Source organism: Krasilnikovia cinnamomea (genome assembly GCF_004217545.1).
In the GTDB taxonomy this organism is placed as follows: Bacteria; Actinomycetota; Actinomycetes; order Mycobacteriales; family Micromonosporaceae; genus Actinoplanes; species Actinoplanes cinnamomeus.
Genome location: NZ_SHKY01000001.1, coordinates 7,168,182 through 7,189,830 on the forward strand (window position 1 = coordinate 7,168,182; position 21,649 = coordinate 7,189,830).

The 21,649-nt window shown below is 74.5% G+C and carries 16 protein-coding genes; 6 read left to right on the plus strand and 10 right to left on the minus strand.

The genetic code is table 11. The features are described from left to right. The first annotated feature begins 52 nt into the window (after nucleotides 1-52). Both selA and selB read left to right on the plus strand, forming a co-directional pair. Nucleotides 53-1,360, plus strand: coding sequence for an L-seryl-tRNA(Sec) selenium transferase (gene selA / locus EV385_RS31665; RefSeq protein ID WP_242625185.1), 1,308 nt, complete (start codon nucleotides 53-55; stop codon nucleotides 1,358-1,360). 1 nt (nucleotide 1,361) lies between these two features. After that, nucleotides 1,362-3,266, plus strand: a complete 1,905-nt coding sequence (gene selB / locus EV385_RS31670; RefSeq protein WP_130512771.1) for a selenocysteine-specific translation elongation factor — start codon at nucleotides 1,362-1,364, stop codon at nucleotides 3,264-3,266. A gap of 47 nt (nucleotides 3,267-3,313) precedes the next feature. On the opposite strand, the gene phoU is transcribed toward selB, so the two are convergent. The 5 genes from phoU to EV385_RS31695 all read right to left on the minus strand — a co-directional run bounded on the left by phoU (nucleotide 3,314) and on the right by EV385_RS31695 (nucleotide 8,399). Continuing rightward, complete coding sequence (gene phoU, locus EV385_RS31675; protein ID WP_130512772.1) at nucleotides 3,314-3,955, minus strand: phosphate signaling complex protein PhoU; 642 nt, start codon at nucleotides 3,953-3,955, stop codon at nucleotides 3,314-3,316. 153 nt (nucleotides 3,956-4,108) lie between these two features. Then, nucleotides 4,109-5,188 (minus strand): hypothetical protein, encoded by a 1,080-nt coding sequence (locus EV385_RS31680; RefSeq protein ID WP_130512773.1) that lies wholly within the window; start codon nucleotides 5,186-5,188, stop codon nucleotides 4,109-4,111. Further along, nucleotides 5,185-5,532, minus strand: a complete 348-nt coding sequence (locus EV385_RS31685; RefSeq protein WP_242625186.1) for a PadR family transcriptional regulator — start codon at nucleotides 5,530-5,532, stop codon at nucleotides 5,185-5,187. Before EV385_RS31685 ends, EV385_RS31680 begins: the two co-directional genes overlap by 4 nt. Before the next feature lie 41 nt (nucleotides 5,533-5,573). After that, nucleotides 5,574-6,953 (minus strand): type I glutamate--ammonia ligase, encoded by a 1,380-nt coding sequence (locus EV385_RS31690; protein ID WP_130512774.1) that lies wholly within the window; start codon nucleotides 6,951-6,953, stop codon nucleotides 5,574-5,576. Nucleotides 6,954-6,965: 12 nt separating this feature from the next. After that, complete coding sequence (locus EV385_RS31695) at nucleotides 6,966-8,399, minus strand: amidohydrolase family protein (protein WP_242625187.1); 1,434 nt, start codon at nucleotides 8,397-8,399, stop codon at nucleotides 6,966-6,968. Between EV385_RS31695 and EV385_RS31700 the strand changes: the two genes are divergently transcribed. Further along, the gene (locus tag EV385_RS31700; protein ID WP_130512775.1) at nucleotides 8,356-9,738 is read left to right on the plus strand and encodes an NADP-dependent succinic semialdehyde dehydrogenase; all 1,383 of its coding nucleotides are present in this window, start codon (nucleotides 8,356-8,358) and stop codon (nucleotides 9,736-9,738) included. The two genes, EV385_RS31695 and EV385_RS31700, sit on opposite strands and share 44 nt — an antisense overlap. A 22-nt stretch (nucleotides 9,739-9,760) precedes the next feature. Here EV385_RS31700 and EV385_RS31705 read toward each other — a convergent pair whose 3' ends face one another. Beyond that, nucleotides 9,761-12,415, minus strand: coding sequence for a glycoside hydrolase family 3 N-terminal domain-containing protein (locus tag EV385_RS31705; RefSeq protein WP_130512776.1), 2,655 nt, complete (start codon nucleotides 12,413-12,415; stop codon nucleotides 9,761-9,763). 151 nt (nucleotides 12,416-12,566) lie between these two features. Next, nucleotides 12,567-13,427, minus strand: a complete 861-nt coding sequence (locus EV385_RS31710; protein ID WP_242625188.1) for a M15 family metallopeptidase — start codon at nucleotides 13,425-13,427, stop codon at nucleotides 12,567-12,569. Nucleotides 13,428-13,594: 167 nt separating this feature from the next. On the opposite strand from EV385_RS31710, the gene thpR reads away from it, so the two are divergent. Continuing rightward, a complete protein-coding gene (gene thpR / locus EV385_RS31715; protein WP_130512777.1) occupies nucleotides 13,595-14,176 on the plus strand; it encodes an RNA 2',3'-cyclic phosphodiesterase in 582 nt (193 codons plus the stop codon). 50 nt (nucleotides 14,177-14,226) lie between these two features. Here the strand turns inward: thpR and EV385_RS31720 are convergent, their stop codons facing one another. Next, complete coding sequence (locus tag EV385_RS31720) at nucleotides 14,227-14,838, minus strand: class I SAM-dependent DNA methyltransferase (protein ID WP_130512778.1); 612 nt, start codon at nucleotides 14,836-14,838, stop codon at nucleotides 14,227-14,229. 106 nt (nucleotides 14,839-14,944) lie between these two features. On the opposite strand from EV385_RS31720, the gene EV385_RS31725 reads away from it, so the two are divergent. Together EV385_RS31725 and EV385_RS31730 are read left to right on the plus strand one after the other, a co-directional pair. Next, nucleotides 14,945-15,742, plus strand: a complete 798-nt coding sequence (locus tag EV385_RS31725) for an AlbA family DNA-binding domain-containing protein (protein ID WP_130512779.1) — start codon at nucleotides 14,945-14,947, stop codon at nucleotides 15,740-15,742. Nucleotides 15,743-15,861: 119 nt separating this feature from the next. Continuing rightward, a complete protein-coding gene (locus tag EV385_RS31730) occupies nucleotides 15,862-18,096 on the plus strand; it encodes a molybdopterin oxidoreductase family protein (RefSeq protein ID WP_130512780.1) in 2,235 nt (744 codons plus the stop codon). 30 nt (nucleotides 18,097-18,126) lie between these two features. On the opposite strand, the gene EV385_RS31735 is transcribed toward EV385_RS31730, so the two are convergent. Both EV385_RS31735 and EV385_RS31740 read right to left on the minus strand, forming a co-directional pair. Next, on the minus strand, nucleotides 18,127-19,704 hold the full coding sequence (locus EV385_RS31735; RefSeq protein WP_130512781.1) for a methyl-accepting chemotaxis protein: 1,578 nt from the start codon (nucleotides 19,702-19,704) through the stop codon (nucleotides 18,127-18,129). 152 nt (nucleotides 19,705-19,856) lie between these two features. Next, the gene (locus EV385_RS31740; protein ID WP_130512782.1) at nucleotides 19,857-21,434 is read right to left on the minus strand and encodes a methyl-accepting chemotaxis protein; all 1,578 of its coding nucleotides are present in this window, start codon (nucleotides 21,432-21,434) and stop codon (nucleotides 19,857-19,859) included. Nucleotides 21,435-21,649: the final 215 nt, after the last annotated feature.

Genomic DNA, 21,649 nt, shown 5'->3' on the forward strand with positions numbered 1-21,649 from the left:
CGGTTTGTCCGAGGCGGACGCCCGGTCGCCTCGGCGGTGAAGGAGGCGGCGCGTGCCGGAGGCCACGGTGGACCCGCGACGGCGGGTGCCGCGTACCGATGCGGTGCTGACGGATCCGCGCCTGGTCGACGCGGTCGCGCGGCTGGGCCGTACCCCGGTGAGGGCGGCCGTGGCCGCGGCCCAGCAGCGGGCCCGCGCGGGCGAGCTGGCCCCGGAGCAGGTCCCGGACGCCGCCGTGGCGGCGCTGCCGCCCACGCCGGGCGGGCTGCGGCCGGTGCTCAACGCGACCGGCGTCGTGCTGCACACCAACCTCGGGCGGGCAGATCTGTCCGAGGCCGCCCGCGCGGCCGTCGCGGCCGCCGCCGGTCACACGGACGTCGAGCTGGACCTGGCGTCCGGACGCCGCGCCCGCCGGGGCCGCTCGGCGCTGGCCGCGCTGGCGGCGGCGGTCCCCGACGCGCAGGACGTGCACGTGGTCAACAACGGCGCGGCCGCGCTGGTGCTCGCCGCGACCGCGCTGGCCGCGGGCCGCGAGATCGTGCTGAGCCGTGGCGAGCTGGTCGAGATCGGTGACGGGTTCCGGCTGCCCGAGCTGCTGGTGTCCACCGGCGCCCGGCTGCGCGAGGTGGGCACCACGAACCGCACCACCCGCGCGGACTACGCCAACGCGGTCGGCCCGGACACCGGCTTCATCCTCAAGGTGCACCCGTCCAACTTCGTGGTGCGCGGCTTCACCGGCGCCGTCGAGGTGGCCGGGCTGACCGGGCTCGGCGTACCCGTGGTCGCCGACATCGGTTCCGGCCTGCTGGCCCCGCAGCCGCTGCTGCCGGACGAGCCGGACGCGGCGAGCACCCTGCGCGCGGGCGCCGACCTCGTCATCGCCAGCGGTGACAAGCTGCTCGGCGGCCCGCAGGCGGGCCTGCTGCTGGGCGAACGCGCGGTGGTCGAGCGGCTACGCCGCCACCCGCTGGCCCGCGCGCTGCGGGTGTACAAGCTCACCCTGGCCGCGTTGCAGGCCACCGTGACGGGACCGGAGACACCGACCTGGCGGGCGTTGCGCGCGGATCCGGGCGCCCTGCGTACGCGCACGGAACGCGCCCGGGCGCCGCTCGCCGCGGCCGGGATCGACGTCACCGTGGTCGAATCCGTCGCGGTGGTCGGCGGGGGCGGCGCGCCGGAGGCCGAGCTGCCGTCGTGGGCGCTGTCGCTGCCCCATGAGTACGCGGCACCGCTGCGCCAGGGCGCCACCCCGGTGGTCGGGCGCATCGAGCGGGGCCGCCTGCTGCTGGATCTGCGCTGCGTGCCCCCCGACGCCGACCCGGCGCTGGTGGCCGCCGTACGGGCCGTGGCGGGGCGCTGAGGTGCACGTCGTCGCGACCGCCGGGCACGTCGACCACGGCAAGTCCACACTGGTGCGCGCGCTGACCGGGATGGAACCGGACCGCTGGGCCGAGGAACGCCGCCGCGGCATGACCATCGACCTGGGCTTCGCCTGGACGACACTGGCCTCGGGCGCCACGGTGGCGTTCGTGGACGTGCCGGGCCACGAACGGTTCGTGCCGAACATGCTGGCCGGGGTCGGCCCGGTGCCCGCCGCGATGGTGGTGGTCGCCGCCGACGAGGGTTGGATGCCACAGTCCGCGGAGCATCTGGCCGCGCTCGACGCGCTCGGGGTCCGGCACGGGCTGCTGGTGGTGACCCGCGCCGACCTCGCCGACCCCGGGCCCGCCGTCGCCGAGGCGCGGGCCGAGATCGGCCGGACCGCGCTGGGCACCGTGGCGGCGGTGGCGGTCAGCGCGGTCACCGGCGCGGGCCTGGACGAGCTGCGGGCCGCGCTGGACCGGCTGGTGGCCCGGCTGCCGGAGCCGGACCGGGAGGCGCCGGTGCGGTTGTGGATCGACCGGGCCTTCACGATCAAGGGCGCGGGAACGGTGGTCACCGGCACCCTGGGCGCCGGGCGGTTGCGCACCGGCGACGAACTGGAACTCACCGGCGCGCACCGGCCGGTGCGGGTACGCGGGCTGCAGGCGCTCGGCGTACCCGTGGACGAGGTGGGCGCGGTGGCCCGGGTCGCGGTCAACCTGCGCGGCGTCGAACGCGCCGCCGTCGGCCGGGGCGGCGCGCTGCTGACCCCCGGCCGGTTCCGCGGCACCGACCTGATCGACGTACGGGTGCACGGCGGCCCGGTCGCCGCACTGCCCGCCACGCTGACGCTGCACACCGGGGCGGCGGCCGTACCGGTCCGGGTGCGGCCGCTCGGGGCCGACACCGCGCGGCTGCGGCTCGGTGGCGCGCTGCCCCTGCGCATCGGCGACCGGGCGCTGCTGCGCGACCCGGGCCGACGGTACGTCGCGGGCGGGGTGACCGTCCTCGACGTCGCGCCGCCGGGGCTGGCCCGGCGCGGCGCGGCGGCGGCCCGGGCGGCGCAACTGTCCGGGATGGACGGCACCGCCGATCTGGCCGGTGAGCTGCGCCGCCGCCTGCTGGCCCGCCGCGCCGACCTGGCCGCGATGGGCGTGCCCGGCGCCGACGAACGACCCGCGGGTGAGTCCCCCGACGCGAGACCCGGCGCGATGACGAGACCCGACGCGAGACCCGGCGCGATGACGAGACCCGGCGCGAAGGCCGGTCCTGCGATGGCGGGAGCCGGCGCCGTCGAGGCTCCCGTGGCGGCCGGTGAATGGCTGGTGGATCGGCGGCACTGGGCGCGGCTGCAGGAGCGGCTGGCCGAGGAGGTGGACCGGTACGCCGGTCAGCGCCCGTGGGAGCCGGGCATTCCGGCGGAGGCGCTGCGGCACCTGCTCGGCCTGCCGGACCGGGCGCTGGTCGGCGCCCTGGTCCAGCCGCCGCTGGTGGTGCGGGGCGGGCGGGTCGCCGCCGGGACGGCCGGGGTGCCGCCGGAGCTGGTCACACTCGTCGACACCGCGTTCGCGGACCTCGGCGGGCGGCCGTACGCGGCGCCGGAGGCGCACCGGCTGGCCGAGCTGGGCCTGGGAGCAAGGCAACTCGCCGCGGCGGTGCGTGCCGGGCTGGTGGTGCGGCTGGCCGACCAGGTGGTGCTGCGGGCCGGAACGCCGGAGCGGGCGGCGGGCGTGCTGGCGGGGCTGCCCCAGCCGTTCACGCTGAGCGCGGCGCGGCAGGCGCTGGACACCACCCGCCGGGTGGCGGTGCCGCTGCTGCAACTGCTCGACGCCCGCGGCCTCACCCACCGCCTGCCCGACGACCGCCGACAGGTGGCGGCGGTCGTCGAGAGTCGCCGATCTTGAAGAGTTCGGGTTCACTGCTGACCCGGACTCCACATCGTTGCCGGGGTTCAGTCGTCCTTGCCGCTGGCCAGGAAGACCACGAAGTGGCCGACGTTGACGGCGTGGTCGGCGTACCGCTCGTAGTAGCGACCCAGCAGCGCGCCGTCGATGGCCGCCTCGACACCCAGTGGCCAGCGCGGGCTGAGCATGACGCTGAACAGTTCCCGGTGCAGGTGGTCCATGGCGTCGTCGTCGCGGTCGAGCTGGGCGGCCAGCACCGCGTCCTGGTCGGCCAGCGCCGAGACGATCTTGGCGGCCAGCCCGTCGGCCACCGTACTCATCTCGCGGAACAGGTCGGCCAGCTCCGGCACGACCGCGGGCGCCGGGTGCCGGCGCAGCGCGGCGCGGGCCACGTGTACGGACAGGTCGCCCATGCGTTCGAGGTCGGCGGCCACCTGCAACGCCGTGAGGACCTTGCGCAGCTCACCGGCGACCGGCTGCTGGCGGGCGACCAGGTCGTAGACCCGGTCCTCGACGACGCGGTAGAGCACGTCGATCTCGGCGTCGCGGGCGGTCACCTGCTGGGCCATCGTGTGATCGGAGGTGAGCAGGGCGCTGCTGGCCTGCCGCATCGCCTCCCGCACGGCCTTCGCCATCGTGACCAGCGTGCGGTTGACCCGGGTGAGTTCGTCCTGGAAGTCCTCACGCATCGCGCTCGCCGCCTCTCCTGGCGCTGCGGCGTCCGCCCAATTCAGCGCAGGGCCGGATCAGGGTCCCGGGGGTTGGGCGGGTCCGCAACAGGGTGGGTGTCGTCCACGTTGGATCCTTTCAGACGATTTCCCACCGGTTCGCGGGGGATGCCGTCAGCCGGTCGTCGCGGCGGTGTGGTGGTGGGCGGTGTCCGTGGGGGCGGGCAGGCGGCGCAGCCGGTGGGCGGCGGTGCCCGCCAGCACGGCACCGACCGTCACCAGCACCACGCTCTGGATCACACCGATCGTGACCGCCACGGCCGTGTCGTGGGTGTAGGCGCCCATGCGTACGTAGTCCAGCACGGTGATCACCCGCAGGGCCAGCACGGGCGGCACCAGCAGGGCCAGGGCCAGCGGCCAGACCGGCAGGCGGTCGCGGCGTCCGACGCTCAGGCAGGCCACGGCGGCGGCCGTCACCCCGGCGGACCACAGCCCGGGCCAGTCGGCGAGCGCCAGGACCAGTTGCTCCCGGCCCGGCCAGGGCTGGGCGGCCAGTCCGACGGCGACCAGGACCACCGTGCCGACGGGCAGCGCGATCAGCCACGGCCGGGTGCGCATCCGCGGTGCGTCCGGGCCGAAGGCGGCCAGGGCGAGAAGCGGCACGGCGGGCAAGACCAGCCAGGCCACCCGCGTGGCGGTGACCCCGCCCTGCGCCGCGTCGGTCATCGTCAGGACGCCGCCGACCAGCACGGGCAGGAAGGCCACCGCGGCCAGGAGGCGGGCCGCGCGGTGATGGCCGTGCACCGCCGACAGGTACGCCGGGAGCCACAGCAGAACCGTGAAGCTCCACAGTGCCAGCCAGCGGTTGCCCCCGAACGCCGGCGTCGCGTCGGGCAACGGCATGGCGCCCGGCAGCTGCTTGAGCGCCCAGGTCAGCAGGATGACGCCGGACAGCGCGCCGGCCGCCTGGGCCAGCAGCCCGATCAGCGCGACGCGGCGTACCGCCTCGCCCCAGGAGAACGGGCGGGGGGCCGCGCCGGACCCGCCGAGGCGCAGGCGCAGCGCCAGGGCGGCGATGCTGGCCGCCTCGGCGAAGCTCGGCCGGCTGATCTCCACGCCCTCGGGGTCCTCGGGGGCGGCGGCGTACGCGGCCTGCATGAAGGAGGCCACCATGTCGTCACCCCAGGCCTGCCGGTAGTCGGCGGGCAGCAACCGCAGCACCGTGCGGTACCGCTGCTCCAGCAGACTGCTCATCCGATTCCTCCTGCGGTGGCGGCGCGGTGTGCGCCCAGCCGCCGGGTGGCGGCCTCGGCGTTGGCGGCCTGCCGGGTCGCCTCGGTGCTCAGCGCGTCGAGACCCGAGTCGGTGAGCCGGTAGTAGCGGCGCAGCCTGCCCTGGTGCGGTTCCTCGCGGTCGAGTTCGACCAGGCCGTCGGCGACGAGCCGGTCGAGCACCCCGTACAGCGTGCCGATCTTCAGGCGGACGCGGCCGCCGGACAGGTCGACGACCTCGCCGACGATGCCGTAGCCGTGCCGGGGCGCGTCGACCAGCGCGGTGAGGATGAAGAACGCGGGTTCGGTCATCGCCCTGGCAGCCATGACCACAATATATTGCCTAACAAGATATCCGGCAAGACAGGTCAGTAGATCCACCGCAGCGCGGCCGCCACCTCCTCGTCGGACGCACCGCGCAGGCGCTGCGCCTCCGCCCGGCGCACCGCCAGCACCGCGTCGGCCAGCAGATCACCCAGCGCCTCCCGCAGCGGCGGCGCGGCGGCGAAGGCGTCGGCCGCCTCGTCCAGGCTCGTCGGCAGCCGCCGGATCCCCCGCCCGGCCAGGTCGTCCGCGGCGAACCGGGCCGGGTCGCCGGTAACCGGCGGCGGCAGCCGCAGCTCCCGGCGCCGCCCGTCGAGCGCCGCGCCGATCAGCGCACCGAGCAGCAGGTACGGGCTGGCGGCCAGGTCGACGCACTTCACCTCGAGGTTGGCCGCCGAGTCCTCCGCGCCCGCGTTCCCGGTGATCAGGCGCAGGGCCGCCTCCCGGGTCTCGTGGCCCCAGCAGGCGAACACCCCCGCCCAGTGCGACGGCACCAGCCGCAGGTAGCTCGCGACCGACGGCGCGCCGATCGCCAGCAACGCGGGCAGCAGGTCCAGGATGCCCGCCGCGCACGCCTCCGCCTCGGCGGTCAGCCCGTGCGGACCCGGGCCACCGGTGAACAGGTTGCGGCCGTCGCGGGTGGCGGACAGGTGCACGTGGCCGCCGTTGCCCACCCGGCCCGCCAGCACGGACGGGGCGAACGACGGGCGCAGCCCGTGCCGGTGCGACACCGCCCGGATCGTCTGGCGTACCAGCAGGCTGTCGTCGGCGGCGCCCACCGGGTCACGGGCCGCGACCGACAGCTCGAACTGGGCGTCGGCGTACTCCGGGTGCAGCTGTTCCACCTCGACACCCTGAGCGTCCAGGGCGGACAGCAGGTCCCGGGCGTAGTCGCTCAACTCCACCAGCCGGGTCGCACCGTACGCGGGCCCGGCGCAGGCCGCGACGAACTCGTCCGTGCCCGCCCGGCCGAGCGCCCACTCCACCTCGATCGCCATGGTGAAGCCCAGCCCGGCGGCGTCCGCGCGCTCGGTCATCGCCCGCAGGAAGCCGCGCTGGCAGCCGGGCCAGGCCTGCCCCGCCTGGGTGTACCGGTCGACCGGCGCCCACGCCCAGCCGGGCTGGGCCGCCAGGACGGTCAGCCGATCCAGGTCGGGCACCAGGCGCAGGTCGCCGTCAGGGCCGCCCAGCCGGTCCGTGGCGGTGATCGAGTCGTCGCTGAGGAAGACGTCGAAGACCGGCGACATCCCGACGCCCCAGCGGGCGGCCCGGGGCAGCCGGGCGACCGGCACGGTCTTGATCCGGGTCACCCCGGCCGTGTCGACGTACGGCAGCACCACGCCGTGCACGCCGTCCAGGCGCAGCCGTCCGGCCAGTTCCTCCGCGCGTGTGGCGCCGCCCTCGCCCATCCGGTCCGCGAACATGCTCCGCTCCTCTCAGTCGCCCAGCCGGTACACCCGTGCGGCGTTGCCCGCGCCGACCATGTCCGCCACCCGGCGCGCGTCGGCGCCCGACCACCGGCCCGCCGCCACCCACCCGTCGAGCACCTCGGCGAGGGCCTCCCGGAACAGCGCGGCGCCCAGCAGGTGCAGTTCGGGCAGCCCGAACGCGTCCGAGGAGTACAGCACCTGGTGGAACGGGGCCAGTTCCAGCGACTCGGCCAGCACCGCGGGCGCCCGCGCGCCGACGTGGTTGAGCGCCAGCCCCACGTCGAGGTACACGTGCGGGAAAACCTGGGCGAGGTAGCCCGCTTGCCGGTGGAACGGGTAGCAGTGCAGCAGCATGATCGCGACGTCCCGGTCGGCCACCGCGCGCAGGAAGCCGGTCAGCAGCGCCGGATCAGCGCGGGCCAGGTCGAGGTCGGGGTCGCCGAATCCGGTGTGGATCTGCACCGGCAGCCCGCGCTGCACCCCGGCCCACAGCACATGCCGCAGCAACACCGGATCGTCCAGCCGCAGACCCCGGGCGCCCGGGCTCCCATCACCCGGGCTCCCATCACCCGGGCTCCCGTCGCGCGGGCCGGGCGGGAGTGCGGCCTCGGCCCGGCGCAGCCAGCGCCCGGCGGCCGTCCGGACCTGCGAGGCCGTCGGTGGCTCCGGCGCGATGTCCAGGCCGTGCCGGTAGGCCAGCACCGACTTGACCGCCACGGCGTCCGTGGTGGCGGTGGCCAGCGCGTCCGCGTACGCGGCGGCGAAGCCGTCGGCGCTGACCCCGCCCTCGGCGACGCGTTCGGCGACGGCCTCCAGCCGGACCACCTCCGCCGCCGAGGCACCGGCCGCCGCGCCAAGCTCGGCCGGGGTCAGCAGGTCCCCGGCCCGGAAGCCGGTGTCGACCAGAAACGTGGCGACCCCGGCCGCGCCGAGCAGACGCCGGTTGACCTCGGCGGGTCCGAGCTGGTCGCGCCGTGCGAGGTAGTCCTCGGCGGGGGCGTGCGGGGCCAGCCCGAGCAGCGGGGCGCACCAGCGGCGGATGGCGAAGCCGAGCTGCGAGTCGAGGGTGGTGCATCCCGGCGGGGCGGGCCGGTCGGACTCGGTGGCCAGCAGCTCGAAGGCCGCGCGGTCCAGCGGCCCGCGCACCACGCCGTGACAGTGGTGATCCACCAGCCGTACGCCTTCCAGCATCGCCGCCCCTGATCGGCCCTTCACCGCGTCCGCGCGCAGATTGTCCCGCGCCCGCGCCTCGATCGCGGCGGGGACTCGCCGCCCCACCCGGCCGGGCGCGGCGATCCGCGCTGGTGTCGAATGGGAACGGCCCAGCGGGGAACTCCACAGGTTGGCGGCGGGGCACGGGTAGGCAACCCGGCGACGAGGGGAAGGGGTGTGCCGGATGGCGATCGCGACGACGAACCCGGCGACGGGCGAGGTAATCAAGGAGTTCGACCCGATGCCGGCCGAGCAGATCGACGCCGCGCTGGCCCGCTCGGTGAGCGCCTTCCGCGCGCTGCGCGCCACCACATTCGCCCAGCGGGCGGCGTGGCTGTGCCGGGCCGCGGAGCTGCTGGAGGCCGACCAGAACGACCTGGCGGCCCTGGTCACCCTGGAGATGGGCAAGATCCTGCCGGCCGCCCGGGCGGAGGTGCTCAAGTGCGCGGCGGCCTGCCGGTTCTACGCCGAGCACGCCGAGGGTTTCCTCGCCGACGAGCAGGCCGACGCCGGGGCGGTCGGCGCGGCCCGCGCGTACGCCCGGTATCAGCCGCTGGGTCCGGTGCTGGCGATCATGCCGTGGAACTTCCCGCTGTGGCAGGCGATGCGCTTCGCCGCCCCGGCGCTGATGGCGGGCAACACCGGCCTGCTCAAGCACGCGTCCAACGTCCCGCAGACCGCCCTGTACCTGGGTGAGCTGTTCACCCGCGCGGGCTTCCCGGCGGGCGCGTTCCAGACCCTGCTGATCGGGTCGGAGGCGGTCGCGGACGTGCTGAGCGATCCCCGGGTCCGCGCGGCGACCCTCACCGGCAGCGAGGCCGCGGGCCGGGCCGTCGCCGCCAGGGCCGGGCAGGCGCTGAAGAAGACCGTGCTGGAGCTGGGTGGCAGCGACCCGTTCGTGGTGCTGCCCTCGGCGGACGTGGACCGTGCCGCCCAGGTGGCCACGACGGCCCGCTGCCAGAACAACGGGCAGTCGTGCATCGCGGCCAAGCGGTTCATCGTCCACACCGACGTGTACGACGCGTTCGTGGACCGGTTCGTCGCGCACATGTCGGGCCTGCGGGTCGGTGACCCGGCGGCCGCGGGCACCGACGTGGGGCCGCTGGCCACCCGGCAGGGCCGCAGCGACGTGGACGCGCTGGTCCGCGACGCGGTCGGCCGGGGCGCCACGCTGCGCTGCGGCGGCGAACCACCCGCCGGACCGGGCTGGTTCTACCCGCCGACGGTGCTGACCGACGTCACGGCGGAGATGCGCATGTTCGCCGAGGAGGTGTTCGGCCCGGTCGCCGCGGTGTACCGGGTGGACTCGTACCGGGAGGCGGTCGCGCTGGCCAACGCCACGCCGTTCGGGCTGGGCGCCAACGCCTGGACCAGCGACCCGGCCGAGCAGGAGCGCCTGATCACCGACCTGGAGGCGGGGGCGGTGTTCGTCAACGGCATGGTCACCTCGTACCCGCAGCTGCCGTTCGGCGGGATCAAGGACTCCGGGTACGGCCGGGAGCTGTCGGCGGCCGGCATCCGCGAATTCTGCAACCTCAAGACCGTCTGGGTGGGCGCCCCGTCCTGATGCCCGGGAGGCACCGGCCCGGCTATCCGGTGATCACCTGGGCCAGCAGGGCGCCGGAGCGGCCGGGCGCGCCGGTCGCCTCCGCGTGGTCGGCGTCGGCGATCAGCGCCGCCCACCGCGGGGGTGCGCCCCCGGCCTCCGCCCGCGCCTGGGCGGCGTCGCGCAGCACGGACAGCACCGCGTCGCGCCCCGCAGCGGTGGTCCCCGGCGCGGTCAGCGCCCGCCGCGCCACATCCACCGTGTCCGCGTCGGCGCGCAGGGTGGCGTCGGGCTGCCACCGGCCGGGCGCCAGCAGCGCGGCGAGCGTCGGGGCCGGGTTCGCGCCCCCGGCCGAGGCGACCCGGTCGCGGCCCGGATCGGTGCGCAGCCCCCATCCGTACGGGAAGAGCGGCCGGTAGTCGGTGTCGCCCACGTTGATCGGCACCTGGTCGGCGGTGCGGGGCCAGGTCATCGGCAGCCGTCCGGTGAACGGGCGGCGGCCGAACAGGACGTCGGCCACCCCGGCGCCCTCGCCGCCGGGCAGCCACGATGCGACCAGCGCGTCGATGTCGCCGAGCTGGTCGGTGACCAGTTGCGGGCGGCCCGAGACCAGCAGCACCACGCAGGTGGGCAGCGCGGCGCACACCTTGTCGACCACCGCCCGGTCGCCCGGCTGCAGGCTCAGCGACTTCGGCTCGGCCTGCGGCGGGGTGCACCAGGTGCAGGCGGGGCCGCCCACGTCGCCGTACCCCTCCGCGTACGGGGTCTCCCCCACCACGACCACGCCGATGTCGGCGCCCGCGGTCGGGGCGGACGCGTCCGCGCTGAACGTGACGGTGGCCCGGGGCGCCACCTCGCGGATGCCCGCCAGGATCGTGGTGCCCGCGAAGGCGGCCCCGGAGCGGCCCTGCCAGTCGAGCGTCCAGCCGCCGGCCTGGTTGCCGATGTCGTCGGCGGTACGCCCGGCCAGGTAGATCCGCGCGTCGGGGCGCAGCGGCAGGGCGTGCCCCCGGTTCTTCAGCAGCACCTGGGACTGGGCGGCCGCCCGCCGGGCCAGCGCGCGGTGTGCGGCGCTGCCGACCTCGCCGAGCCGGTCGGCGGGCGCGTACGGATGCTCGAAGAGCCCCAGCGCGAACTTGGCGCGCAGGATGCGCCGCACCGCGTCGTCGATCCGCGCCGTGCTCACCCGCCCGGCGGTGACCTCGTCGCGCAGCAGTTGCTGGAACCGGGCGGCGGTGTGCGGTTCCATGAACATGTCCGTGCCCGCGTTCACCCCGGCGCGGACCTGCCCGGCGGTCGGCTTCGGTTCGCCCGCCGGGGCGGCCGGGTCCGGCAGCTGGTGGATGGCCTCCCAGTCGGAGACCAGGAATCCGTCGAGCCCGATGTCGCGCTTGAGCACCCCGGTGATCAGTTCCCGGTTGGCGTGCATCTTGACCGGGTTGCCGACCCCGTCGGCGGTCCAGTCCACACTCGAGAACGACGGCATCACGCTGCCCACGCCGTGCTCGCGCACCGCGGCCCGGAACGGCGCCAGGTCGACGCGGGCGAAGTCGGCCCGGTCGGTCACGGTGACGCCCTGGTCGATGGTGTAGTTGCCGGAGCCGGTGCCGTACTCGGTGTCGCCGTCCCCGGCGTAGTGCTTCGCCGTGGCCAGCACGCCGTCCGGGGCGGCCAGCCGGGAGCGGCCGGGGCCCTGCAGCCCGTCCACCGCCGTGGCCATCCGGGCCACCAGTGCCGGATCCTCCGCGAAGCTCTCGTACGCGCGGCCCCACCGCTCGTCGCGCGAGACGCACAGGCACGGGGCGAAGTTCCAGGGGATGCCGGTGGCCCGCACCTCGGCGGCCGTGGCGTGGTAGACGTCCTGCACCAGGGCCGGGTCGCGGCTGGCGCCCAGCCCCACGTTGTGCGGGAAGATCGTCGCGCCGGACACGTTGCCGTGCCCGTGCACCGCGTCGATGCCGTAGATCATGGGGATCTGCAGGGGGGTGCTCAGGGCGTACGACTGCAGGGTGTTGACCAGCTGCACCCACGCGGCCGGGGTGTTCGGGGTCGGCACGGAACCGCCGCCGGACAGCACCGAGCCCAGCCGCCACTGCGCCACCAGGCTGGGGTCCTTGGCGACCGCGGCGCGCTCGGCCTGGGTCATCTGCCCGATCTTGTCGGCCAGGCTCATCCGGCCCAGCAGGTCGGCCACCCGGCGCTCGACGCCGAGCCCGGCGTCGAGGTACGGCAGCCCGTTGGCGTCGATGATCACGACGGGCTGCCGGGTCACCGTCGCGCCCGCCGCCGCGCGCAGGCTCACCGGCACGGTCTCGGCGGTCTCGGCGGCGCCGTCGCGCGGCACGGCCAGGGTGAACCGCTGCGCCGAGCCGGACGCGCTGCCCGCGGGGAAGGTGAGGGTGCCGTCGGTCACCGGGAAGTCCACCCCCGCCGTGGCGGTGCCGGAGCCGGTGGCGTAGCGCACCGACGCCGGGGCGGCCAGGGGGCTGCCGTCCGAGGTGGTGACGACGACGGCGACGGCCGCCTGGCCGCCCTCGGCGGCGCGGTAGACCGGCTGCTGGGCGGCGACGGTGACGGTCTGCGCGCTGGGCCGCGACGTCGCCTGCGCGGGGCCGAGGGAGACCGCCAGCACGGCCGCGGCGAGACCCGCGACGCGACGCCGGACGACGTGGTGCGGCGACGGGAACCGTGGGCGCATGCCGTCCTCCTTCGAGGTCTTCCGGCCCACCAAGGGGCATCACCGCCCGATACTGCTCAATCACTTCCGGTGAGGTCAATATGACGGGTACGTTTCGCGGCGGTGCCTACCCCGATGGGAGTCATGGTGCGCCCATGCCCCGAGCGGCCGGCTACCGGCCGGTCGTACTGAAGTGCTGGTAGTCCTTGAGGGTGCGCCACCGCCCGCCCCAGGCGAACCCGTTGCCGGTCAGCGCGCGGACCGCGCCCTCGGCGTGCACCATGCCGATCAGGTACTGGTTGCGCCGTACCCAGCGCCCGGCGGCGGGCGGGTCGAGCAGGGCGCCGCGCACCATCGGGTTCTGCAGCGGGTTGAGATCGATCGCCACGCCGTACGCATGCTGCGACCAGACCCGGCTGCCCGCGACGCGGCGGCAGGCGTACCCGGAGGTCGCGATGCTGGTGTCGGTCTGGCCCGGCAGGTTCAGCCACAGCGGGGCCATCGCCATGATCCGGAAGCGCCACCGGAACAACGTCGCGAACGCCTGCTGGGTCTGCGTCACCAGGTTCTTGTGCATCACGATGCTGCCGTCGTGGTACTCACCGCGGAAGTCGATGTAGGACACCCAGATCCGGCGCAGGTCCTGCGGCGGCACAGGGCACCGGTAGGCCGGATTCCAGCTCACGGACTCGGGGGTGACCGGCTCGACCCGGGTCCGCCAGCTCGGCATGCGGGAGGTCGGCGGGGTCAGCCGCAACGTCTCGTCCACGTGCACCGGGTAGGGCGGGACGATCTGGTTCCACCGGCCGACGTCGGCGACCCGCAGCCCGTTGGCGGCGGCGATCCCGGCCATGGTCTCGCCGGGCGCGACCACATGCCACACCGAGCGGCGGGCGGTCCCGGCCGCGGCGGGCCCGGCGGTGGCGGGAGTGGCCGCGGCGGGCCCGGCGGCAGCGGCGGCGGGAGTGGCCACGGCCGCCGCAGGACCGGCGAGCAGCAGCACGGTCGCCATGATCAACAATGACTTCGGCACGGGGCCGACGCTACGAACGACCGCGCCGGTGACGGCGACCGAACCAGCGAACTCACCCCATGGGGCGACCCACGGACGGGTGCGGTTGCCAGCGTCGACCGGTGGACGTGGACCTCCCACCACAAGCGGGAAACCCGCGTCGCCGACCTGAGCCGTACTGTGCTGCCATGAGGTTGTTCGTCGCGGCCTACCCGCCGCCGGAGGTGTGCGACGACCTGGCGCTGCGGCTCGACGGGCTGCGGGTGAGCGCGGCGGCACGGCAGGGCGTCAACATCCGGCTGGCCCGGCGCGAGACCTGGCACGTCACGCTGGCGTTCCTGGGCGAGGTGCCCGACGAGCGCGCCCCGGCGGTGTCCGAGGCGCTGCGGCGCACGGCGGACGGCTGGCGGGCGGCCGGGTCTGGTGCGCCCCGGCTGCGCCTGTCCGGTGGCGGCCGGTTCGGGCGGGGGCGGTTCACCGTGCTGTGGGTGGGCGTGGACGGCGACCTCGACGCGGTGCAGCGGCTGTCGAAGCAGGTGCGGCGGGAGTTCAAACGCGACCGGCTGCCCTACGATGAGCGGCCGTTCAAGCCGCACCTGACCGTGGCCCGGCCGGGCGAGAGGCTGGACCCCGCCGAGGTCGCGGCGGACCGGGAGGACTTGGCCGGATACCACGGTCCGCAGTGGTCGGTCGACAGCATGGTGCTGGTGCGCAGCCACCTCGGCCCGCAACCGACGTACGACCATCTCAGCGCTTGGCCGCTCGCCTGAGGGTGCGCCGCTGCGCCCGGCGGCCGAGGGTGCACGACCGGACGGGCCGCTCAGGTCTCGGGGGTCTCGCGGCGCAGCACGTCCAGCACGAACCACTCGTCCTCGTGGTGGACCAGCCGCCGCAGACCCGGCCGCGCGGCCAGGGTCTCGTGCACGTTGAAGCCGTCGTAGTTGCCGCCCTGCCGGTCGCGGAAGTGGACCGCCACCAGGTCACCGCCCGGCTCCAGCCGGTCGAACAGGCCGTCGAGCAGGGCGCGCAGGTCCCCGGCGGACAGGTAGTACAGCAGGTCACCGACGACGATCAGGTCGAACGTGCCGTCCGGCAGGTCGGCGGGCAGCATCGCCTGCCGGACCCGGACGTGCGGAAACTCGCGGACCGCGCCGGCGGCCTGCTCCACCGCGGCGCTGACGCAGTCGACCGCGAGGATCTCGTCGCAGCGCGGCGCCAGCAGGCGGGTCAGCAGCCCGATCGAGCAGCCCGGCTCGTAGCAGCGGCGGTACCGCTCGCGCGGCAGGCTCGCCACGGCGACCGCGTACTTGCGCTGGTCGTGCCACTTGGTCGCGGTGTCCCACGGGTCGTCCTTGGCCAGGTACAGGTTGGTGAAGTGGTCGAGCGAGGCCGTCTGGTGTGGCGCCTGGGCGTCACCCTGCGTTCGTGTCACCCCGCGATTGTGCCCGACCCCTGGCGGGTGGCCCGGGCGAGCCGCCCCCGCCGCACGCCGCAGCGTGACAGGATGATCACTGTCCGAGTCGTGAGGTCAGGGGATCATGGCGTACCAGACGTGGGCGATTCTCGTCGCGATCGGTCTGGGACTGGGTCTGGGCGCGCTGGGACGTCTCGTGCTGCGCAGCCGGATCAGCCTGTCCTGGTCCGACGCCGTCGTCGCCGGGCTGCTCGGCGCGGCCTGCGGAAGCGTCGTCGGCGGCGTCGGGCGCAGCGCGGACCGTCAGCTGCCGGTGGTCGCCGGGGCGGTCGCGGTCGGCGTCACCGTGGCGGCACTACTGGGGATGGAACGCTGGCAGGCCCGGCGGCGGCTGCCACGCGGGACGGTGCCCGAGCTGATCGCCGGTGGCGAGTCCCACCACATCGAGTTCAAGTCGTCGGCCCGCTACAACCGGCACACCCGGCAGCGCGACGAACGCGTCGAGCAGGTCATCGCCAAGTCGGTGGCCGGATTCCTCAACGCCGAGGGCGGCATCCTGCTGATCGGCGTCGCCGACGACGGCACGATCACCGGCATCGAGGACGACTATCCGCTGATCAAGGCGCCGAACCGGGACTACTTCGAGCTGTGGCTGCGCGACATGCTCATCGCCTGCATCGGCGCTCCCGCCTGCGCCGCCATCCAGGTCAGCTTCGCCGCCGTGGACGGACACGACGTCTGCGTCGTCACCGCCCCGCCCGCCGCGCACCCGGTGTTCCTGCGGCCCGGCAAGGGCCAGCCGGTCACCCTGTACGTGCGGGTCGGGAACTCGACCCGGGAACTGGCCCTCGACGACGCGCTGAGCTACTGCGTCGACCGCTGGGGACGCCAGGCGCTGCGGGGCCGTCCCGGCACGGTCTGACCCCCGCCGCGAGGTCGGGAATGCGGCCGGCTGGTGACACCCCCGCCCGGCCGTGGCACGATACCCGCGGGTAACAAGGCGTGGGCCGCGGTGTGGCGGCCCGGAAGGCTGGTGACACCATGCCCGGCGAGACCCGTACGGCGTACCGGACCTGCCCGCTGTGTGAGGCGGCCTGCGGCCTGGAGCTCACGGTCGCCGACGACCGGATCGTGGCGGCGCGCGGCGACTCCGCGCACGTCTTCAGCCACGGCTTCGTGTGCCCCAAGGGCGCCACGTTCGGGCAGCTGTCGGCGGACCCGGACCGGCTGCGCCGCCCGCTGGTGCGCCGCGGCGAGCGGCACGAGGAGGTCAGCTGGGCGGAGGCGTTCCGCGCGATCGAGGCGGGACTCGGCCCGATCCTGCAGCGCCACGGCCCCCAGTCGGTCGCGGTGTACCTGGGCAACCCCAACGTGCACACGATGGCCGGCGGGCTCTACCTCTCGCCGCTGCTGCGTGCCCTGGGCAGCCGCAACATCTTTTCCGCCAGCACGGTCGACCAGATGCCCAAGCACGTGTCCTGCGGCTATCTGTACGGCAGCCCCCTGGCCATCCCCGTGCCCGACGTGGACCGTACGGATCTGCTGCTGATGCTCGGCGCGAACCCGTGGGAGTCCAACGGCAGCCTGGCCACCGCGGCGGACTTCCCCGGCCGGCTCAAGGCGCTGCAGGCGCGCGGCGGCCGGTTCATCGTGGTCGACCCGCGCCGGACCCGGACGGCCGAGCACGCCGACGAGCACGTCGCGATCCGGCCGGGCACCGACGCGTACCTGCTGTTCGGCATCGTGCACACGCTGGTCACCGAACACCTGGTTAACCTCGGCGCGCTCGCCGGCCATGTCACGGGCCTGTCCCAGGTCGGTGAGCTGGCCAAACCGTTCACCCCGGAACGGGTGGCGGCGGCGTGCGGGGTGCCCGCGCAGCGGATCCGCGGCCTCGCCCGCGAACTGGCGGCCGCACCCACCGCCGCGGTGTACGGCCGCATCGGCACCTGCACGGTCGAGTTCGGCACGCTGACCAGCTGGCTCGTCGACGTCGTCAACGTGCTCACGGGCAACCTCGACCGGCCCGGCGGGGTCATGTTCCCGCTGGCCGCGCACCTGCGCCCGCACGCGCGCTCCGGCGGCAAGGGGTTCACGGTGGGCCGCTGGCACAGCCGGGTCCGGGGGCTGCCCGAGGTCAAGGGCGAGTTCCCGGTCGCCACGCTCGCGGACGAGATCGAGACGCCGGGCGACGGGCAGGTCCGGGCGTTCGTCACCGTGGCCGGCAACCCGGTGCTGTCCACGCCGAACTCGGGGCGGCTGGACCGGGCGCTGGCCGGGCTGGACTTCATGGTCAGCGTCGACCCGTACCTGAACGAGACCACCCGGCACGCCGACGTGGTGCTGCCGCCCACCGACGCCGCCCGCAAGGGGCACTACGACTTCTCGTTCCTGGCGCTGGCGGTGCGCAACTTCGCGGCGTACTCGCCGCCGGTGCTGCCCGCCGACGGCGGGGGGATGGACGAGTGCGACATCCTGGCGCGGCTCACGCTGCTGGTCACCGGCCAGGGCGCCGACGCCGACCCGGCGGTGCTGCACGAGCGGATGCTGGAACAGGCGCTGCAGCGGGTCGTGGCCGCCGCGCCGTCGGCCGAGCGTACGGTGGCCGAGCTGCGGGCCATGGTGGACGGCGAGCATCCCGCGGAGCGCCTGCTCGACGTGGCGCTGCGCACCGGCGCGTACGGTGACGGTTTCGGTGCCCGGCCCGACGGGCTGTCGCTGGCCCGCCTGCTGGCCGAGCCGCACGGGGTGGACCTGGGCCCGCTGCGCCCGCGCATCCCGGAGGTGCTGCAGACCCCGAGCGGCACGGTCGAGCTGTGCCCGGCGCCGATCGCGGCGGACGTGGAACGGCTCCGCGCCGCCCTGGACCGCCAGCGCGACGACCTGGTCCTCATCGGCCGCCGCCACCTGCGTTCCAACAACAGCTGGATGCACAACGTGCCGGCGTTGGTGAAGGGACGCGACCGGTGCACGCTGCAGATCCATCCCGACGACGCGGCCCGGCTGGCGCTGACCGACGGCGACGACGCCCGGGTGGTGTCGCGGGCCGGCTCGGTGTCGGCGCCGGTGGAGGTCACCGACCGGGTGATGCCGGGCGTGGTGAGCCTGCCGCACGGGTGGGGTCATGACCTGCCGGGGACCCGGATGGCGGTCGCCGCCGCCCACCCGGGGGTGAACAGCAACGTGCTCACCGACGAGTTCGCGATCGACCCGCTGTCGGGCAACAGCGTGCTCAACGGCATCCCGGTGGAGGTCAAGGCCGCGGGCCGGCCCTGAGGGGCGGGCCCGCGTCCCGATCACGCACGCTCAGAGCGTGAAGCGGTCCACGATGCGGCGCAGGTCCGCCGACATCGTGGCGAGCTGACCCGCGGCCTGGTCGGCGTCGCCCAGACCCGCGGTGATCCGCCGCATGGAGGCGGCAACGGCGTCGATCGTCTCGGCGACCGTGCCACCCGCCGAGGCGGCCTCGGAGACGTTGCGGGTCATCTCGCTGGTCGTCACGGTCTGCTCCTCGACCGCCGACGCGATCGTGGTCTGGAACTCGCTGATCCGCCCGATGATCTCGCTGATCTCCGCGATCGCCGCCACCGCGCCGGCCGTGTCCTCCTGGATCGCCGCGACCCGCTGACCGATGTCCTGAGTGGCCCGCGCCGTCTCCTGCGCCAGATCCTTCACCTCACCGGCCACCACCGCGAAGCCCTTGCCCGCGTCCCCCGCACGCGCGGCCTCGATCGTCGCGTTCAACGCCAGCAGGTTCGTCTGCTCCGCGATCGACGTGATCACGTTCACCACGTTCCCGATCTCCGTCGACGACTCACCCAGCCGTGCCATCACCGTCGAGGTGTCCGCCGTCACCTCCACCGCCCGCGCCGCCACACCGGCGGCATGCGTGGCGCTCTGCCCGATCTCCCGGATCGACGCACCCATCTCCTCGGCCCCGGCCGCCACCGTGTGGATGTTGGTCGACATCGTGGCCGCCGAGTCGGCCACCGCCGCGGACTGCCGCGCGCCGTTCTGCGCGTCGGCGACGCTTTGCCGGCTTCCCTCTGCCAGCCCGTCGGCCGCTCCACCCAGGGTGGTGGAATGGTCGGACAGCTCCGTGACCGTCTGGCGCAGCGTGCCGATCGCCCGGCGCAGCATGTCGGCCATCTTGCCCAGCTCGTCCTTCTGGTTGACGTCCGGGTCGTGGGACAGGTCGCCGTCGGCCACCGCCTCCAGCACCCGCGACACGCGGCCCAGCGGGGCGACGATCTGCCGGGCGATGAAGAGCGCCAGCAGCACCGCCAGCGCGACCGCGACCGCGAAGACCACGGCGATCCAGGTCCGGGTGGCGGTCACGGTGGCGTCGAAGTCCTTGCCCGCCACCAGGGCCTTGTTCGCCCGGGCGATCTCGGCCGAGAACATTGCTTCGTACGCCTTGCGCAGCTCCCGGTTGGGGCCGAACGCCGCGGTCAGCGCGGCGGCGTGATCACTGGGATAGATCGTGAACTCGGCCTGCAGCGCCACGAACCACGAGCTGGTGGCCTTCTGGATCTTGTCGATGGTGGCCCGGTCGGCCCCCTGCGCGAGGCTGCGTGCGCCGGCGAGTGCCTCCTTGATCTTCTGCTGGCGCCCCAGCGCCTCGTCGCGGAACTTCACGTCCCCGCCGATGAGGTAGCCCCGCTCGTCGTTGGCCGCCGCCTTGGCCGCCAGCGCCGCGCTGTTCAGGTAGTTGATGTACGGCACGGCCCGGTTGAGCTCCTCAGTCCGGGTGCTCTGCAGGCCGCTGATGCCCGCCAGACTGATCACGCCGGTGATCACCGTGCCGGCGATCGCCACCGCGGCGACCGTGAGAACCTTCGTCGAAACCCTACGGTTGCCGACCCACCCAGCCAGACCTGCCATCTACCGTGCTCCCCCGTGACCGACGACCGGATGGACCCGGTCTCGTTTCACAGCGATCGGCAGGTAGCGCAGCGGGCTGACCCTCCCGGCACGTGGCTGAGAGAATTCACCCGGCGTTCACGAGACGCCGCTCGGGAACGCCGGGTGCGCGGTCAGAGCTGGAAGCGGTCCACGATGCGGCGCAGGTCCGCCGACATCGTGGCGAGCTGCCCCGCCGCCTGGCTGGCGCCGTCGACCCGGGAGTTGATCCGGCCCACCGCCCCCGCCACGTCGTCGATGGTCTGGGCGACCGCGCCGCCCGCCGAGGCGGCCTCGGTGACGTTGCGGGTCATCTCGCTGGTCGTGACGGTCTGCTCCTCGACCGCCGACGCGATCGTGGTCTGGAACTCGCTGATCCGCCCGATGATCTCGCTGATCTCCGCGATCGCCGCCACCGCGCCGGCCGTGTCCTCCTGGATCGCCGCGACCCGCTGACCGATGTCCTGAGTGGCCCGCGCCGTCTCCTGCGCCAGATCCTTCACCTCACCGGCCACCACCGCGAAGCCCTTGCCCATGTCACCGGCCCGCGCGGCCTCGATCGTCGCGTTCAACGCCAGCAGGTTCGTCTGCTCCGCGATCGACGTGATCACGTTCACCACATTGCCGATCTGGGTCGACGACTCACCCAGCCGCGCGATCACCGTCGAGGTGTCCGCCGTCACCTCCACCGCCCGCGCCGCCACACCGGCGGCATGCGTGGCGCTCTGCCCGATCTCCCGGATCGACGCACCCATCTCCTCCGCGCCGGCCGCCACCGTGTGGATGTTGGTCGACATCGTGGCCGCCGAGTCGGCCACCGCCGCGGACTGGCGGGCACCCTCCTGCGCGTCGGTCACGCAGTGCCGGCTGGTGTCCGACAGGTTCTGGGCGGCTCCGCCGAGCGTGGTGGAATGCTCGGACAATTCCGTGACCGTCTGGCGCAGAGTTCCGATCGCCTGGCGCAGCATGTCGGCCATCTTGCCCAGCTCGTCCTTCTGGTTGACGTCCGGGTCGTGGGACAGGTCGCCGTCGGCCACCGCCTGCAACACCCGCGACACCCGGCCCAGCGGGGCGACGATCTGCCGGGCGATGAAGAGCGCCAGCAGCACCGCCAGCGCCACGGCGATCGCGAACACCACGCCGATCGACCAGCGGGTCGCCCGTACGGTGGCGTCGAAGTCCTTGCCCGCGACCAGCGCGTCGTTGGCCCGGCTGATCTCGGCCGCCAGTTTGGTCTCGTACGTCTTGCGCAGCTCCCGGTTGGGGCCGAAGGCGGCCTTCACGGCGGCCTCGTGGTCACTCTCGTACGTGGTGAACTCGGCCTGCAGCGCGGCGAACCAGGCGTCCATCGCCTTCTGGATCTCGTCGATGGTGGCCCGCTCGCTGGCGGTGCCCCGGGAACGCGCCCCGGCGAGGTCCACGTTGACCGTCTTCTGGCGACCGAGCGCCTCGTCGCGGAACTTCGTGTCACCCGCGATCAGGTAGCCCCGCTCGTCGTTGGCCGCCGCCTTGGCGGCGAGCGCGGCCGAGTTCAGCTCGTTGATGTACGGCACGGCGCGGCTGAGCTCCTGCGTACGGGTGCTCTGCAGGCCGCTGATCCCGGCGAGGCTCACCGCTCCGGTGACCACCGTGCCGGCGATCGCCACCGCGGCGACCGTGAGAACCTTTGTCGACACCTTGCGGTTGCCGACCCAGCCTGCGAGACCTGCCATCTCCGTGCTCCCCCGTGACGAGACCGGACGCCCCGGCCATGTGCCACAGCGATCGGCAACCGGCCGGGACGCCTGAGAGCCGTCTCACATATCGGGGCGACCCTCCGTGGTGATCATGGAGCGCTGACGGTAAACGTCCAGGCCACAGGCCACAGGTCCAGCACGAAACGCAATGGACAGACCTTTCGGCCGCGCGCCGCCGAAAATCCCGCCAC

Excerpts from the sequence above, each read along its gene's own strand:
- thpR (WP_130512777.1), top strand. The coding sequence starts at position 13,595 with ATGAGGTTGTTCGTCGCGGCCTACCCGCCGCCGGAGGTGTGCGACGAC.
- EV385_RS31735 (WP_130512781.1), bottom strand. The coding sequence starts at position 19,704 with ATGGCAGGTCTGGCTGGGTGGGTCGGCAACCGTAGGGTTTCGACGAAG.
- EV385_RS31690 (WP_130512774.1), bottom strand. The coding sequence starts at position 6,953 with ATGTTCGCGGACCGGATGGGCGAGGGCGGCGCCACACGCGCGGAGGAA.
- EV385_RS31730 (WP_130512780.1), top strand. The coding sequence starts at position 15,862 with ATGCCCGGCGAGACCCGTACGGCGTACCGGACCTGCCCGCTGTGTGAG.
- EV385_RS31685 (WP_242625186.1), bottom strand. The coding sequence starts at position 5,532 with ATGGCTGCCAGGGCGATGACCGAACCCGCGTTCTTCATCCTCACCGCG.
- EV385_RS31725 (WP_130512779.1), top strand. The coding sequence starts at position 14,945 with ATGGCGTACCAGACGTGGGCGATTCTCGTCGCGATCGGTCTGGGACTG.
- EV385_RS31700 (WP_130512775.1), top strand. The coding sequence starts at position 8,356 with ATGGCGATCGCGACGACGAACCCGGCGACGGGCGAGGTAATCAAGGAG.
- phoU (WP_130512772.1), bottom strand. The coding sequence starts at position 3,955 with ATGCGTGAGGACTTCCAGGACGAACTCACCCGGGTCAACCGCACGCTG.
- EV385_RS31740 (WP_130512782.1), bottom strand. The coding sequence starts at position 21,434 with ATGGCAGGTCTCGCAGGCTGGGTCGGCAACCGCAAGGTGTCGACAAAG.
- EV385_RS31705 (WP_130512776.1), bottom strand. The coding sequence starts at position 12,415 with ATGCGCCCACGGTTCCCGTCGCCGCACCACGTCGTCCGGCGTCGCGTC.
- EV385_RS31680 (WP_130512773.1), bottom strand. The coding sequence starts at position 5,188 with ATGAGCAGTCTGCTGGAGCAGCGGTACCGCACGGTGCTGCGGTTGCTG.